The following is a 16288-nucleotide window of genomic DNA, read 5'->3' on the forward strand; positions in this document are numbered from 1 at the left end:
TTTTATTCTACAGAAGTGCAATTCGCGGCACAACGATGCAAAATCATTATTTGGCCCGATAATGTCACGTTCTGGTCGCGCCGTATGCCGGGGACGCACGCGTATGAATCCGGGGAAGCTCGGGGAGTGGTGCCCGGGGAGTAGTCTGGAAGAGTAGTGGAGAGAAGTCGATTGGGTGAATGCAGATGACGCATATTGCAGGTAGAGGCCAGCATCGGGCCTCATCGGGGCGGAATCATCGCTTGGCAATCGTGCTGGCGTGCATCATTGTCGTGTTGGGCGCCGGGGTGTTGGGTCTTTGGCTGGGTGTGAACCATCGTGTGGCTGGTTCGCAGCAACTGCCCGGCGCGACCGCATCCGCCGGCCCGTCCGGGGCCACGCTTAACAAAACACGGCAGGCTCCCTCTCCTGTAGCCGAGCATCACGGCAATTCGCCCGATTGCCCGGATACGGATTGCATCGCGATGCTGGTGAATGGCGACCTGCTGTTCCATGAGGGGCTATGGAATCAGTTCCGTGGACCCAATATCAATGCCACTGATGGCACGGCATTCAACTTTGACCCGCTGTTCGAGCCGATGAAGCAATATATCCAAGCCTCGGATATCGCAGTGTGCGAATTCGAGACGCCCATCGCCCAGCGCGGCGGCCCATATTCCGCCTACCCGATTTTCAACGTTCCTCCGGAAGTGGCGGATGCGGCACGCAACGTGGGATATAACGCCTGCACCCATGCCACCAACCATTCCTGGGACCAAGGTGCGGAGGGCATCCAACGGCTTTGGGACACGCTTGAGGCGGACGGCATCGCCCAGACCGGATCGTACAAGACCGAAGAGGATTCCATGAAGCCTCTGGTCATCGACTCGCCGACCGGCGGCGGAAAGCTTGGGCTGGTGACGGGAACGGTCTCCCTCAACGGCATGACCCCGAATCAGGATTGGCAGGTCGACCGTCTTCGTGACGCCGGCGATCCCCATCACGACAGCGATATCCAGCGTGCGGTGGACAAGGCCAACAAGGCGCGCGAACAGGGTGCTGATGTGGTGGCCATCGCCATGCATTCCGTACAGGAATACCTTGACCATGCGGATTCCTGGCAGGTATCCGAAGCCCACGAACTTGCCGATACCGGTGCCTTCGACGTGATCTATGGCGCCGGATGCCATTGCGCGCAACCCATCGAGAACTACAACGGCACATGGATCATCTACGGTCTGGGCAATGCGGTGACCGAATCCGCGCCAGCGGAGACCATCGTCAACAACCAAGGCGTCACGGCTCGCGTGCAGTTCGCCGGCAAGAAAGGCGTCAAGGGGTCCTGGCGCGTCAGCCGCATTGACTGGGTGCCGACCGCCAACCAGCAGCAGGGCACATACAAATGGTGCCCAATCTCCAGTGACCATCCGATAGGCACCTGCTGGTCGGAGGATCAGGATGCCCAGGTTCGCCAACGCATCTGGAATGTCATCTATGCCATGGGTGCCGACCAGAACGTCGTGCGCGAGTGGAACATTACGCAGGAACGGCAGCAACAGTCGCAGCAATAGCCACGCACCGATTGTCATGCGCCATTCTCCCGCCGGCCGCCTAATGTGGGGGACATGACCGAGATTTACGAAACCCAGCCGGAGCGCACTGACCTTCCGCTTGTGGTGATGCCTTCGCTGCTGCAGTCCATGATCGAACCCATCAAGGCGCAGTTTCCGGCGCTCAAGGATGTGGCTCGCGTGCGTATGTATGAGGAGTTCACATCTGATGAAGCCGTGTTGGCGGAGCGCATCACCGATGCCGACGCCCTGCTGGTCGGTGGATACCATATCTCGGATGATTTGCTGAATGCCATCGCCGAACGCAGCCATATCAGATGCATCGTCTTCTGCGGCACCGGTGTGGCCAGCTATATCAATCTGCCGCTTGCCCGTGAGCATCGGATTCGCGTGTGCAATGCCGAACACTATGGCGATCATGCCGTGGCCGAACACGCCTTCGCGCTGATGCTGGAACTGGTCCGTCGCGTCGGTGCGCTGGACGCCGATGTCAAGTCCGGCAACTGGGCGTGGTCCGGCGGCGATGGCCTGCAACTTGCCGGCCGCAGACTCGGCATCATCGGACTCGGCGGCATCGGATCGACGGTCGCCGGCATCGCCCGCGGATTCGGCATGCAGGTCAGTGCCTGGAACGCGCATGTTCCCGCTGAACGTTTCGCCGGTCTGGATGTCACTCCGGTTGACGATCTGGGCGATCTCATCGCCGGCAGTGATGTGGTCTCTGTGCATCTGCCGCTGAATGACGCCACGCGTGGCATCGTCACCGCGGAGCATCTTGCCCGTCTGCGCCCGGGCACATTGTTCATCAATACCGCACGTTCCGAAGTCATCGAACCCGGTGCACTGCTCGCTCGGCTCCGGAAAGGGGATATCCCTGCAGGCCTCGACGTATTCGACCATGAGCCGCTGTCCGCCGACGATGCCATCTGCGCAATTCCCGGCGTCGTGCTCACCCCGCATGTAGGCTGGCGCACGGATGGCGCATTCAAGGAGCTCACCCGTCAGATGATCGCCTGTCTCACCGCATATTTCGCCGGTGAAGACTACAACGTGGTCGTTTCCGAGCGCTAAGTGCCGCCGCTGGACGATGCGGCTCAGTGTCTGTCTGTATAGAACGTCTATAGAGCGTCTGTACTGTCGGTATAGAGCCGAATTCAGCGGAGCCAATTACCAAATCCCAATCGCCGATACCCACACCGATGCCCATGCAAACGATTCTCAACACCCCTCAAGCCCCCGCACATGATGCGCTGGTCGAAAAGAAGTCCGAATTCATCGGCGACGCCGCCCATGTGGCGACGCTGGATGAGGCGCTCGCATTCGTCGAAACGATACGCGAGCGGCACCCCAAGGCCCGGCACGTGGCGTATGCAGCTGTATGCGGGGGTGCCGATGGTCGTCTTTCCGAACGTATGAGTGACGACGGTGAGCCTTCCGGCACCGCCGGCAAACCAATCCTCGATGTGCTCAAACAGTCCGGCACCACCGACTGCGTGGTGGCGGTCACGCGCTACTTCGGCGGTATCCTGCTCGGTTCGGGAGGCTTGGTCCGCGCATATTCCTCAGCCGCATCCCTGGCGATGAAGGCGGCGCAGGTGGCGCGCATCATGGTCGCGCGTCGGTACAGGGTCCGTCTCGAATACCCTCAGCTGGCCAGGTTCCAACAAGTGCTGGCGCAGGTGGGCGGCAGGCAGACCGATGAAACCTATGAGGCGAACGTGGTGTTGACGGCCGTGGTTCCGCTTGATGCCGCCGTACGTTTCGAGGAACGGGTGCGGGAAACCTTCAATGCCGCAGTGACGCCTGATCCCATGGACTTGATCAGTATTCCCGTCCCCGTCGCCGAGTGATCTGCTGGCGGAGCCACCCACTAAGCTGTATCCCATGACTGACCAGAAGACTGATGAACAGCAGCCTGCAGCCGAGGCCGAAGAAGCAGAGAACTTCGAGCCACTGACCGCGTCGTATGAACGTCTCAGGCATTCCACCGACTCCGCCGAGCTTTCGGAATTTGCGCGGCGTCCACTGCCGGACCGGTCCGATCAGGCGGCGTTCTCGCGGGCCACCGCATTATTGGAAGCCGTTGCGGGCAACCGGCACACGCCGGTGGAGGACCGCGTGTTCCTGGCCACGACGATGCCGTTCCCGAATGTTCTGGTCAAGCTGTCGGAAGACCCTGAGCCATCAGTGCGTCAGGCCGTGGCCGCCAATGAGGACGACAAGAACTGGCTGGTCGGCCGCCTCACCAAGGATCCCGTGCCCGCGGTGCGCGACCACGCGTTGCGCAACAAGCGCACCAGCTGGAAGATGCGGCTTGAAGGCGCGCAGGACCCGAATGCCGACGCAGAGACCTTGGACTATCTGGGTGTTCTCGGCACCGAGCTCGAAGAGGGGGCTCCGGCGGTGCTTGCATCGATGGTGCGGCGGGCTGTGGCGCTGAATCCGCATACCTCCGCGCAGATGCTGCAGAAGCTTGCCGACGATCCATCCCCGGAAGTCCGCCATGCCGTAGCCCAGCGTCAGTAGCCCGCAGATTCCCTCTGTTGCTGTTGTGCCGCTACCGCCTCGTTGTGTCGTTGCAGCGTGCACCAAACGTTGCCTTATACCTCACCAAACGTACGCTTACTCGCACTCAGTGTACGTTTGGTGAGATAAGTAGGTGCGAAGCCACAGTAAACGTACGCTGAGCGTCTGTGAGGCCGGCGCCGTACCCGCCGCTGTGTCCATCTCCTACCCAATTTGTTGAAAAAATACTGAATAATCAGGGAATTTCGCGTGATTGCGGCGTTGTTGCTCCTGTGTGGAGGGTATTGGGGGCGCTAAACTGTGCAGTATGAGTGAGAACACCGAGAATGAAGAGCGACTGGCTCGCCCTCTTATTCGTCTTGCCAAGTTGGTCGGCATCGGAACCAGCTATGTGGGCATGAGCCACGACTACCACGAGATTGACGATGATGTCCTGATCGAGGTGCTGTCCGCTCTGGGCATTGACGCCCGGGATGAGGATAGTCAGGAAGCGGAGATTCATCGAATCCTCAAGGAACGTCACTCCAGGTTGGTGGCACCTACGGTGCTCCACACGGCGGGCGCGGAGGATCAGGTGCTGGTCAACACCGGTATCCTCGAGACGCCGAGCGCCACCATCACACTGGAAAACGGCGAGCCCTATGAAGGCACCATTGGGGTAGGCCCGGGCGATGGTTCGCAGGCTTTTGACCTTGGCGACCGTTTCGTCTCCACTGCGGCACTCGTCATTCCTGCCAATCTGCCAGTCGGATACCATACCTTGCACGTCACTGTGGGAGACCGTACGCAGGATGCCACGCTGATCAGTGCACCCAGCAAGGTCGATCTCCTTGATTCGATGAACAACGGCAGCCTCTGGGGCTGGATGGCCCAGCTGTATTCGATTCGCTCCTCCGGTTCCTGGGGTGTGGGCGATTACGAGGATCTCAGGCAGCTGCTGATCGACGCCAAGCGAAAGACCGGAGCCGACTTCATCCTGATCAACCCGGTGCACGCGGCCGAACCGGTATCGCCGCTCACCCCTTCTCCGTACCTGCCGGTCAGCCGTCGCTTGGTGAACTTCACCTACATCCGACCGGAGGCATTGCCGGAGTATGCGTTGCTCACAGCGGACCTCAAGGCGCAGGTGGATGCCCTGCACGCCGACGTCGACCCGCTCAACGGCGACGCGCAGGTCATCGACCGCGATGCCATGTGGCGCAGCAAGATGCACGCGCTCTGGATCATCTTCAAGGCCGGGCGCACGGAAGCCCGCCAGACGGCGTTCGACGAGTTCAAAGCCGCCAGCGGCAACGATCTTGAAGCATATGCCACATGGTGCCTGTGCTATGACAAGTGGGGTGCGCCCTCATCCGATCCGAGCAGCTGGGAGCAGCTGCTGAACCGCGAATCCCCGGAGATCGCCAAGCTCAAGAGCCAGTTCCCCGACACGCTGGACTTCTATCGTTGGCTGGAATGGGTGGCCGTGGAGCAGCTTGCCGCAGCGCAGCAGGCGGCCAAGGATGCCGGCATGCAGATCGGCATCATGTCCGACATGGCGGTTGGCGTGCATCCCAACGGCGCCGATGTATGGTGGAATCCCGAACGCTTCGCCAAGGGTGCCACTGTCGGTGCTCCGCCGGACATGTTCAACCAGCAAGGTCAGGACTGGAGCCAGCCTCCGCTGAGCCCGCTCGATCTTGAGGCCACGGGATACCGGACGTACCGCAACATGGTGCATGATATGTTCGCCCGCGCCGGTGCCGTTCGCATCGACCATATCCTCGGTCTGTTCCGCCTGTGGTGGATTCCGTCGGGACATCCGGCCATGGATGGCGCATACGTGTATTACGACTCGAACATCATGCTGGGTATTCTCGCCATTGAGGCTTCGAGAGCGCATGGCGTGGTGGTCGGTGAGGATCTGGGCGTGGTGCCGGAATATGTGGCCGATTCACTGGCGAGCCACGGTATCCTCGGTTGCGCTGTCGAATGGTTCGAGCAGCGTGACGGCGTATTCCGCAAGCCTGCCGATTACCGTCCGTATGCGTTGGCTTCCGTGAACACGCACGATCTGCCGCCGGCAGCGGGATATCTGGAATTCGAACACGTGAAGATCCGCGAACGCCTTGGACTGCTGTCCGGTCCGGCGGAGGAGTTCGAGGCTTCCGCGAAGGCCGAGCAGGACGCCATGATCGCCATGCTGGTGGAGCAGGGATACCTCGATGCCGCAGCCGCCGAGGACCGTGTGGCGCACGAGTCGCAGATCGTCGATGCGCTGTATCGTGCCTTGAAGGATGCGCCCTGCAAGCTGCTTGCCGCATCCATCACCGATGCGGTAGGCGAGAAGCGTGCACAGAACCAGCCTGGCACGAACAACGAGTATCCGAACTGGCGCATTCCTCTGGCCGATGCCAAGGGCAACGTGGTGCCGCTCGAAACGGTGTTCGACACCGCTGGCGCGCAGCGTATCGCGCAGATTTTCAACTCCTGACGCCATCGGGTTCCCGGACGGGGAACAGAAGGTTCAGGCAAACGGCGTGGCCGGACGAAAGAGTCCGCCACGCCGTTTTATTATGTCAAGACCCGCGATATACTAGTGGATTGTTGTGTTTCCCTAAGGGGTCCTTCAAAGCGCTATCCCACTCGCCATCGAGGACTTTCAGGGAGCCCACGGATAATGAGGTTCAAAGCTTTGTGGATGCGGCTCTGACCAAGCCACGCCAGGCAGCCGAGACCCGGAACACAATATATAGAAAAGGTACTCCAGTGAAAACTTTCACTCCGAAACCAGCTGATCTGACCCACGACTGGTACATCGTCGACGCCACCGATGTGGTGCTTGGCCGTCTTGCCTCCCAGGTTGCAAACCTGCTGCGCGGCAAGAACAAGCCGACCTACGCTCCGCATGCGGATCTCGGCGATTTCGTCATCGTCATCAATGCTGACAAGATCGCTCTTACCGGCAACAAGATGGGCAAGGAACTCTACGTCCACTCTGGCCGTCCTGGTGGTCTGCGCCGCGACTCTTACGCTGAGCTGCTCGAGAAGAACCCCGAGCGTATCATCAAGGCCGCTGTCAAGGGCATGCTGCCGAAGAACCGTCTGGCTAAGGTGCAGCTTGATCGTCTCCGCGTCTTCCGCGGTGCCGAGCATCCGCACGCAGGCCAGCAGCCGAAGACCTTCGAGATCGCTCAGATCTCTCAGCAGGCCAAGTGAAACCTGAGAGGAGATAGATATCATGGCTGAAAACACCAACGACTCCCAGGTTGTCGAGACCGAAGAGGAGCTCACCAACTACACCACCGAGACCAACGCTGGCGCTGGCACCGGTACCTCCGCGATTGAGCCGGGCTATGGCACTGGCCGTCGCAAGGAGGCCGTCGCCCGTGTCCGTCTGATTCCGGGCTCCGGCAAGTGGACCATCAACGGCCGCACCCTGGAGGAGTATTTCCCCTCCAAGCTGCTGCAGCGTGAGGTCAACTCTCCGATCGTTCTGCTCAAGCTCGAAGGCAAGTTCGACGCTATCGTCCTCGTTGACGGCGGCGGCACCACCGGTCAGGCCGGTGCCATCCGTCTCGGCGTGGCCCGTGCGCTGAACGCCATCGACCGTGATGCCAACCGCGCCACCCTGAAGAAGGCTGGCTTCCTGACCCGCGACTCTCGCGTCGTGGAGCGCAAGAAGGCCGGTCTGCACAAGGCACGTCGCGCCCCGCAGTTCTCCAAGCGTTAATCCGCTGGCGTTCTGTGTCTTTACCGAGCACAAAGAGCCCTTCGTGGTCATCCACGAAGGGCTCTTTGGTATATCCCGGTATATGTGCTAGTGGTCTGTCTCGTAATTGGTTGAGTGGTGCTGGCCCCCTCTGACGAGGGGGCTGTCAGCGAAGCTGACTGGGGGAGAGAAAAACTGAATCCCTCAATTATTTACCAGATAGACCACTAGTACTGAGCCAGTGCGCCGACAGACTGGACCGTCCTGTCGGCACACTGCCTTATGTGTGGCCTGTGCTGTGGCCAATCCCGCTGCCGCTTCTCACACCTGTTTCATCAGTGTGATGGACATCGCCGGCATCGTCCATACATTGTGAGGATCGATCGCGCTGTTCTCACCGGGGACCTTCTCGGCAGCAGTGCTGTCGATGTCCCCGCTGTCGTTGGCATTGTCCGACATATACAAGGTGATATTGGGGGATATACGCGGCCCTCCGTTTGCCGCTGCGGCATCGACGGATGCCGCCTCACCGGCGATTGTGGCGCCATCGTGCGCCGCGCTGTTGTCGACGATGTCGAATCCGGCGATGCCTGCGGCATCGGCCTTGTGGGTTTGCGCCTCCTCAGCCAGACGCCTGACGACTTCATTGGCGTTCTGCACATGCTGCATCCAGACGCTGATTTCCTCGTTGTCCTTTTCGGTGCCGATATGACCGCCCTGACCCGGCCACAATCCATTGACTTCGGCGGAACACCACTTGGGAATCCATGTGCTGTCGTCAGGAAGCCGGAAGTCACGGTTCTCGGCCACGCCGTTGACCACGATGCAGACGTCTACCTCCGTGTTGGACAGCAGACGCATGGTAAACCCACGAGTGCTCAGATCGAACCAATCGCGCTCCTTCGGGGAGGAGCCGTCGGGAAGGAACCATTTGACGCGGTCGGATGGCTTGAACAGTCCGATCTGCGTCAATCGCGTGAAGAAGTCCTCGTGATGGTACAGGTCAAGCGATTTACGCAGCGAGATAAGCCTCGAGACCGTTTCCAAGCGCCGCATCTCGCGGGTCTTGTACGGGGAATACAGCCAATCCCAGTTCATCCATGTCAGTTCGTTGTCTTGGCAGTAGGCGTTGTTGTTGCCGTTCTGCGTATTGCGGAATTCATCGCCGGCGAGCATCATCGGCGTGCCGAGCGAAAGCAGCATGGTGCCTGTCATGTTCATGGCGGCCTGCTCTCGTGCGGCGATGATTTCCGGTTCGTCAGTCACGCCTTCCACGCCGAAGTTGGCCGAATGGTTCACCGAAGAACCGTCGTTGTTGTTCTCGCCGTTCGCTTCGTTGTGCTTGGTGCGATACCGTGTCAGGTCCGTAAGCGTGAAACCGTCATGGCAGGCCACGAAGTTGATGGATGCCGTGGCGCCTCGACCCGGGTCGGTGGCGAACATATCCGCCGAACCGCACATGCGCGTGGCCATCTCCTGCAGGCTGGTCCGTCCGTATTCCATGCTGCCGTCCACATCCTCCAGCCAGAATGTGCGCGTGGTATCGCGGAACCGGTCGTTCCATTCGGCGAACGGGATGCCGAACTGCCCGGTGCGCCAGCCAAGATTGCCCAAATCCCATGGCTCCATGATGAGCTTGAGATTGCCGAGCAGCAGATCGGACCGCAACGCATACAGGAATGGGTGATGCGGGGTGAACTCGCCGTTGAGGCGTGCCAACGAGACGCCCAGGTCGAAGCGGAAGCCGTCGATGCCGATGCGCTTGGCCCAGTAGCGCAGCGAATCCACCGCAAACGTGACCACGTGGGTATTGGTGAAATCGAAGGTGTTCCCGCAGCCGGTGGTGTCTTCCAGACGCCCGACGTTGGACTTCTGGTGGCGGTAATACGCCAGATCGTCTAGTCCGCGCCAGCAGACGGTCGGACCTTCGACCCCGCCCTCGCAGGTGTGGTTGTACACCACATCCATGATGACTTCGAAGCCGGCTTCGTGCAGGGCCCGGACCATGTCGATGACTTCCTGACGCACGGCTCCCGCACCGTGCTCTTGGGCTGCCTTGGTGGCGTACGAGGGTTCGGGGGAGAAGTAGCTTAGGGTGGAGTATCCCCAGTAGTTCCTGCGACCGTGTTCCTGGAGGAACAGTTCGTCCTGTTTGGCTTGGATGGGCAATAGTTCTATGGTGGTGACGCCGAGGTTCTGCAGATACGCCAAGGTGATCGGATGGGCGAGCCCGGCATAGGTGCCGCGCAGTTCCTCGGGCAGCCATGGAGCGTTGGCCGTAAAGCCCTTGACGTGCATCTCGTAAATCACGGTTTTCCGCCACGGTACATGCGGGTGCCCCGGATCGTCCTCATGCTTGTGGATGTCGCGGTCGTCGATGGCCACGGACACCGGTACATGGCCCAGTGAATCGATGGTGCTCATCGCTCCGTATGCCGATCCGACGACCTTGCGGTCATGCACTTCGCATTGGTAGGAGAACGCCGCCGGATCAAGCTCCATGCTGCCTTCGATGCCTTTGCCGTAAGGGTCGAGCAGGAATTTGTATGGATTGAAACGCACGCCATGTTTGGGGTCCCATGCGCCATCCACGCGGTACCCGTATTGCATGCCGTCCCAGGCTTTGGGCAGGTGCACGTACCACAGGCCGTAATTAGGGCCGTTCATACGGAACAGCGTCTCCCGGAGATACAGGTGCTCGATGATGCGGGTGCACACCGGGAACTCATGGATCTGCTGGATGAAGGAGACGCCCGGGTCTGAGAACAGACGAATCGCATCTTGGAAGAATGCGCTGGGTTTGTCGACCGGCTCAAGCACGCATAGCCATACCTGTCCCGCGGTCTCGGAGCGGACTATGACGTCAGCGCCTCCATCATCGGTGAAGTACAGGCCGGGACGAGTGGCATAACGATGCAACGGTGGATTTCTCATACCCCTATTGTAGATGCCGTGCCTGTGAGCGCTGCTCCACTTCCTTCTCACCCGTGAGATGAAGCTTGAAGAGGCCCAGGACTTTCTCGGTGACAAAATTCAGGAGGCTTTACAGCTGTTGTCAAAGTCGCCCAATGACGGTGTCTTCTGGGATTTCAAGCTTTCGGTTCATTATACGACTCATTACACGGGTATTTGACTGTCGGCTATTGACGTTCCAGTTTGGCGTATCGCAATCGCGTAGCCTCCCCGGTGATGCCAAGCTTTCGGCCTATGGTCTCCCATGATTGTCCTCTGCGGTGCATGAGCAGAACCATGCGCGTGATGCTGTCATCGATTGCTTTCAGCTCCGTTCGACGACGATTCAGAAGCCTGCTGAGCTCAAGCTCCGGGGAGAAGTTCGGATCGTTTTCAGGATCTCCCAGTGAAGGGGAATCCTGTGCTTCGACTGCATCGGCGGCGGCGTTGCCTATTGCCCGTAATTTCGCCTGCATTTCGGGCGTATAGTCTTCAAATCTCATGTCCATCACCTTCGTGGTACTGCAGCAGCAGCCATTTCATTTCATAGGACAGCCGTGCGCGCATGGCGTGCACGATGACGTGTTCGTCCATGCCTGGAATCCATTGGCGTTCGATTACGCCAATTTCATAGAGAACCGCGCCTGAAGCTCCGGTGCCCACAAGGACATGGGTGGGAGGAATACGCCGATCGTTCACAGCGACCTCGATGCCATGTCGATAGACATGGAGAATGTCGCTGTCGGCGATCGGCGGTTCCCCGTGTTTGCTCTCACGATGTGCCGATGGAAGAATCACTGGATCTTCCCCGTCGATATACACAAATCTACTTGGCAACCCCACTTGCGTCAACTCCTTTGTTGATAACCTGCTCGGTGGTTTGAGCGTAGTGGGACCAATCAAGGCATGTCCAGCTGAATCGGCCCATGTGGTTCCAGCTTCCAGAGTTATCCACATCGATGCTTGATGGTGAGTTTTATCGAGTGCAGTGCTGTTTGGATGCAGTTCGGATGCGTATGCTTTTCAACGGGACGCAGCCAGACTGCGGCTATACCTTGTGTTTTGCGCTGCTCTGTGATTAGGCCATGGCCCAGTAGCTCACAAATAACCGCTCATTTGACCTGGATGTCAGTGAGATATGCCTCCACGAATCGCAGCGCGGCACCGATGATGTTCTGGTCTTCGGCACAATAGCTGGTGCGCAGCGTGAAATGGTCGGTGCCGAACGGGCTGCGCTCGACGATACGGTTGCGCAGGATCTCGATGTCCTCGTCGGTGAGATGTTGTGCGGCTTCGCCTCCGATGATCACGTCGCCGGCGATGATCGAACGCGCGTTCACGATGGCCTGCGCCACATAGTTGAGCCATGCGTTCATGCGCTCGCGGTGGTGGCGCTCGCCCTGTTCAAGCACGCTGAAGAAGCCGGGGATGCTTTCGTAATCCTCGGGCAGGGTCTCCAGTGAGCAGTAGGCGTCCATGCACCCGCGCTGCCCGCAATAGCATGGCCGTCCATCCGGCACCAGCGTCATATGCTCGATAGTGCCGTTGCATTGGTTGGGCCCCTGATAGAGCTTGCCATCCACAATGACCGCTCCGCCGGGGCGTCGCTCCAGATATACGCATACCGCGTCTGTGAGCGTGGGGTCGAACCAGAGTTCGGCCATGGCGGAGGCATCCGAGTCGTGGATCATCATGCACGTGCAGTGGATGGATTGGCTGAGGGTCTCCAAAGTGAGACCGGTGTTGCCCATGATGGTGCCGAAGGTGATGGTCGTGCCGTCGGGCGAGAGAATGCCTTGGATGGCGAATGAGACACCCAACACCGCGCCGTAACGGCGCTCCAAGTCGGCGGCGAAGGCGTTGATGATGTCGCCGATGCGCTGATAGTAGACGTTGGTGTTTCGGTACGGCGCCGATTCGATACGACGGTCGATGACCTTACCGTACAGGTTGATGGCACACAGGCGCAGTTCGTTGGCTCGCATCACTGCACCGATGGCGGTGCGATGGTTCGGGTCGAACTCGTACATCTGCGCTTTTCGTCCGCCGGTGGAGTCCTGCAGATCGCCTTTGCGGATCAGGCCGTCGTCCTCCAACGCGCGCAGGTTCTGGGTGATGGTGGGCAGACTCAGTCCCAGGTCGCGCTCCAAGTCCTGCTTGGTGGCGTTTCGATGCTCATAGAGGTATTGAGCCATGGCATTACGATTGTGCGTCTTCAACGCGGTCGCCGGCATTGCCCTCATGATTACCCCTTTGTGAGATGAGACATATAACAGTGTACTTGATAAAAGTCCGCGATGGCTGCAATCTAAGATTGATGGCACGGGAATTCCTTGTATTTCCAACTCGTCAGCGAACTTTTGGAAAATTTATTTCATAAAAGCTGCTCCAAGCGGCAACTTATGGAAAAGAATCTTCTATAAGTTGGCGAGATGATGTGTGAGTAGGGTTGTGATTTTGCTAAAAAAACAAACAAAATACATCAAAAAAGCAAGAAAAGTGCGAAATTGTTAAGTAAATATCACAGTATTGCACAAAAATATATCATTAATAATCATGAAACGCCGTTGATTTTGTGCGTATGCAGACCATAAATGCCTTCGGTATATTGTGACTCAGGTCACAGTGACTGTGACGGTGCGCGTCAGGGTGCGTAGATGCCAATCTATGCGGGCCACTTCGGATGTATCGGCGTGGCGGTCCTGGTGGCGCATGACAGAACAGAATACTTTGCCAACCAACCCCAAGAAAGATCGAGGAGGACCCAAATTGGCAGAAGCAAAAAAGGTCGAAGCCACCAAGCCGACCCCGGAAGAGAAGCAGGCCGCAGCTGAGGCCGAGGTCAATGCGCTGGTCGAGAAGGCGCAGAAGGCGTTGATCGCATTCGAGGATCTGGATCAGAAGCAGGTTGACCGCATCGTCGCCAAGGCATCCATCGCCGCACTGAACAAGCATCTGGTGCTCGCCAAGATGGCCGTTGACGAGACCGGACGTGGCCTCGTGGAAGACAAGGCCACGAAGAACATCTTCGCGTGCGAGCACGTGACGAACTACCTGGCCGGTCAGAAGACTGTGGGCATCATCCGCGAGGACGATGTGATGGGTATCGACGAAGTGGCTGAGCCGGTGGGCGTGGTCGCTGGTGTGACCCCGGTCACCAACCCGACGTCCACCGCCATCTTCAAGTCCCTGATCGCTCTGAAGACCCGTTGCCCGATCGTCTTCGGCTTCCACCCGGGCGCGCAGAAGTGCTCCGTCGAGGCCGCGCGCATCGTGCGTGACGCCGCGATCGAGGCCGGCGCTCCGGCCAACTGCATCCAGTGGATCGAACACCCGTCCATCGAGGCCACCGGCGCTTTGATGAAGCACCCCGGCGTTGCCACGATCCTGGCGACCGGCGGTCCGGGTATGGTCAAGGCCGCGTACTCCTCCGGCAAGCCCGCCCTCGGCGTGGGCGCCGGCAACGCCCCGGCCTATGTGGATTCCGATGTGGACATCGTGCGCGCCGCCAACGACCTGGTGCTGTCCAAGCACTTCGACTACGGCATGATCTGCGCCACCGAGCAGGCGATCATCGCCCACAAGGACGTGTATGATGCGCTGGTCAAGGAGCTCAAGACTCGCAAGGCCTACTTCGTGAACGCAGACGAGAAGGCCAAGCTCGAGCAGTACATGTTCGGCTGCACCGCCGGTTCCGGCCAGACCCCGAAGCTCAACTCCGTGGTTCCGGGCAAGTCCCCGCAGTTCATCGCAAAGGCCGCTGGCTTCGAGATTCCGGCCGACGCCACCATCCTCGCCGCCGAATGCAAGGAGGTCTCCGACAACGAGCCGCTGACCCACGAGAAGCTCGCCCCGGTACAGGCCGTCCTCAAAGCCAACGACAAGGAGCAGGCTTTCGAGATGTGCGAGCAGATGCTCAAGCTGGGCGCAGGCCACACTGCCGCCATCCACACCAACAACCAGGAGCTCGTGCGTGAGTACGGCGTCCGCATGCACGCCTGCCGCATCATCTGGAACCAGCCGAGCTCCCTCGGCGGCATCGGCGATATCTACAACGCCATCGCCCCGTCGCTGACCTTGGGCTGTGGCTCCTACGGCGGCAACAGCGTTTCGGGCAACGTGCAGGCCGTGAACCTCGTCAACATCAAGCGCATCGCCCGGAGGAACAACAACATGCAGTGGTTCAAGATCCCGCCGAAGACCTACTTCGAGCCGAACGCCATCAAGTACCTGCGCGACATGTACGGCATCGAAAAGGCCGTCATCGTATGCGACAAGGTCATGGAGCAGCTCGGTGTGGTCGACAAGATCATCGACCAGCTGCGCGCCCGTGCCAACAACGTGACCTTCCGCATCATCGATTACGTGGAGCCGGAGCCTTCCGTCGAGACCGTCGAGAAGGGCGCCGAGATGATGCGCGAGGAGTTCGAGCCCGACACCATCATCGCGGTCGGCGGCGGCTCGCCGATGGATGCCTCCAAGATCATGTGGCTGCTGTACGAGCACCCGGAGATCGCGTTCTCCGACGTGCGCGAGAAGTTCTTCGATATCCGCAAGCGCGCGTTCAAGATTCCGCCGCTGGGCAAGAAGGCCAAGCTGGTGTGCATCCCGACCTCCTCCGGCACCGGTTCCGAGGTCACGCCGTTCGCTGTGATCACCGATCACAAGACCGGTTACAAGTACCCGATCACCGACTACGCACTGACCCCGTCCGTGGCCATCGTGGACCCGGTGCTGGCCCGCACCCAGCCGCGCAAGCTCGCCTCCGACGCCGGCTTCGATGCGCTGACCCACAGCTTCGAGGCATACGTGTCCGTGTACGCGAACGACTTCACTGACGGCATGGCCCTGCACGCGGCCAAGCTCATCTGGGACAACCTGGCCGAGTCCGTCAACGGCGAGCCCGGTCTGGCCAAGACCGAGGCACAGGAGAAGATGCACAACGCGGCCACGATGGCCGGCATGGCGTTCGGCTCCGCGTTCCTTGGCATGTGCCACGGCATGGCCCACACCATCGGCGCGCTCTGTCACATCGCCCACGGCCGCACGAACTCCATCCTGCTGCCGTACGTGATCCGTTACAATGGCCAGATTCCGGAGGAACCAACCTCTTGGCCGAAGTACAGCAAGTACGTGGCTCCGGAGCGCTACCGCGACATCGCCCGTAACCTCGGCATCGACACCGGCAAGACGCCGGCCGAGGCCGTCGAGAACCTGGCCAAGGCCGTTGAGGATTACCGCGACAACAAGCTCGGCATGAACAAGAGCTTCAAGGATTGCGGTGTGGACGAGGACTACTTCTGGAGCGTCCTCGACCAGATTGGCATGCGCGCCTACGAGGACCAGTGCACCCCGGCCAACCCGCGCATCCCGCTGATCAACGACATGAAGGACATCGCCATCGCCGCCTACTACGGCGTCAGCCAGGCCGAAGGCCACAAGCTGCGCGTCGAACGCGAAGGCGAGGCGGCCACTGAGGAAGCCTCCGAGCGCGTCTGAGGACGGCGGCTCTGAGAGTCCGACTGAGAGTCTAATAACAAAACCACAACGGCTGAGGGGAGCCACGGCG

At 59.8% G+C, this 16288-nt stretch carries 12 protein-coding genes; 8 read left to right on the forward strand and 4 right to left on the reverse strand.

The window, feature by feature from the left end; genetic code table 11:
• Positions 1-308: 308 nt before the first annotated feature.
• The 7 genes from BW14_RS00005 to rpsI all read left to right on the forward strand — a co-directional run bounded on the left by BW14_RS00005 (position 309) and on the right by rpsI (position 7788).
• A complete protein-coding gene (locus BW14_RS00005) occupies positions 309-1550 on the forward strand; it encodes a CapA family protein (protein WP_375137536.1) in 1242 nt (413 codons plus the stop codon).
• A 54-nt stretch (positions 1551-1604) separates the two neighbouring features.
• A complete protein-coding gene (locus BW14_RS00010) occupies positions 1605-2621 on the forward strand; it encodes an NAD(P)-dependent oxidoreductase (RefSeq protein ID WP_044089126.1) in 1017 nt (338 codons plus the stop codon).
• A gap of 134 nt (positions 2622-2755) precedes the next feature.
• A complete protein-coding gene (locus tag BW14_RS00015; protein ID WP_140462841.1) occupies positions 2756-3400 on the forward strand; it encodes a YigZ family protein in 645 nt (214 codons plus the stop codon).
• Positions 3401-3434: 34 nt separating this feature from the next.
• Positions 3435-4076: an AbrB family transcriptional regulator gene (locus BW14_RS00020; RefSeq protein WP_044089165.1), complete on the forward strand. Its 642-nt coding sequence runs from the start codon at positions 3435-3437 to the stop codon at positions 4074-4076.
• A 307-nt stretch (positions 4077-4383) separates the two neighbouring features.
• Positions 4384-6549: a 4-alpha-glucanotransferase gene (gene malQ / locus BW14_RS00025; protein WP_044089124.1), complete on the forward strand. Its 2166-nt coding sequence runs from the start codon at positions 4384-4386 to the stop codon at positions 6547-6549.
• 275 nt (positions 6550-6824) lie between these two features.
• The gene (gene rplM / locus BW14_RS00030) at positions 6825-7274 is read left to right on the forward strand and encodes a 50S ribosomal protein L13 (protein ID WP_044089123.1); all 450 of its coding nucleotides are present in this window, start codon (positions 6825-6827) and stop codon (positions 7272-7274) included.
• Between the two features lie 22 nt (positions 7275-7296).
• A complete protein-coding gene (gene rpsI, locus BW14_RS00035) occupies positions 7297-7788 on the forward strand; it encodes a 30S ribosomal protein S9 (protein WP_044089122.1) in 492 nt (163 codons plus the stop codon).
• 300 nt (positions 7789-8088) lie between these two features.
• Here rpsI and glgX read toward each other — a convergent pair whose 3' ends face one another.
• The 4 genes from glgX to BW14_RS00055 form a co-directional block, all read right to left on the reverse strand.
• Complete coding sequence (gene glgX / locus BW14_RS00040) at positions 8089-10701, reverse strand: glycogen debranching protein GlgX (RefSeq protein WP_140489025.1); 2613 nt, start codon at positions 10699-10701, stop codon at positions 8089-8091.
• A 206-nt stretch (positions 10702-10907) separates the two neighbouring features.
• On the reverse strand, positions 10908-11222 hold the full coding sequence (locus BW14_RS00045; RefSeq protein WP_044089164.1) for a hypothetical protein: 315 nt from the start codon (positions 11220-11222) through the stop codon (positions 10908-10910).
• Entirely contained in the window at positions 11212-11562 is a 351-nt protein-coding gene (locus BW14_RS00050) for a hypothetical protein (protein WP_181162111.1), read from the reverse strand. The genes BW14_RS00045 and BW14_RS00050 overlap by 11 nt, the downstream gene beginning before the upstream one ends.
• 269 nt (positions 11563-11831) lie before the next feature.
• Positions 11832-12962: an ROK family transcriptional regulator gene (locus BW14_RS00055; RefSeq protein WP_140489026.1), complete on the reverse strand. Its 1131-nt coding sequence runs from the start codon at positions 12960-12962 to the stop codon at positions 11832-11834.
• Between the two features lie 526 nt (positions 12963-13488).
• On the opposite strand from BW14_RS00055, the gene adhE reads away from it, so the two are divergent.
• Positions 13489-16218, forward strand: coding sequence for a bifunctional acetaldehyde-CoA/alcohol dehydrogenase (gene adhE, locus BW14_RS00060; protein WP_140489027.1), 2730 nt, complete (start codon positions 13489-13491; stop codon positions 16216-16218).
• The last annotated feature ends 70 nt before the right edge of the window (positions 16219-16288 follow it).

Origin of the sequence: Bifidobacterium sp. UTBIF-68 (genome assembly GCF_006408855.1) — a bacterium.
In the GTDB taxonomy this organism is placed as follows: domain Bacteria; phylum Actinomycetota; class Actinomycetes; order Actinomycetales; family Bifidobacteriaceae; genus Bifidobacterium; species Bifidobacterium reuteri.

Excerpts from the sequence above, each read along its gene's own strand:
- BW14_RS00010 (WP_044089126.1), top strand. The coding sequence starts at position 1,605 with ATGACCGAGATTTACGAAACCCAGCCGGAGCGCACTGACCTTCCGCTT.
- malQ (WP_044089124.1), top strand. The coding sequence starts at position 4,384 with ATGAGTGAGAACACCGAGAATGAAGAGCGACTGGCTCGCCCTCTTATT.
- BW14_RS00015 (WP_140462841.1), top strand. The coding sequence starts at position 2,756 with ATGCAAACGATTCTCAACACCCCTCAAGCCCCCGCACATGATGCGCTG.
- rpsI (WP_044089122.1), top strand. The coding sequence starts at position 7,297 with ATGGCTGAAAACACCAACGACTCCCAGGTTGTCGAGACCGAAGAGGAG.
- BW14_RS00020 (WP_044089165.1), top strand. The coding sequence starts at position 3,435 with ATGACTGACCAGAAGACTGATGAACAGCAGCCTGCAGCCGAGGCCGAA.
- glgX (WP_140489025.1), bottom strand. The coding sequence starts at position 10,701 with ATGAGAAATCCACCGTTGCATCGTTATGCCACTCGTCCCGGCCTGTAC.
- BW14_RS00045 (WP_044089164.1), bottom strand. The coding sequence starts at position 11,222 with ATGAGATTTGAAGACTATACGCCCGAAATGCAGGCGAAATTACGGGCA.
- BW14_RS00055 (WP_140489026.1), bottom strand. The coding sequence starts at position 12,962 with ATGAGGGCAATGCCGGCGACCGCGTTGAAGACGCACAATCGTAATGCC.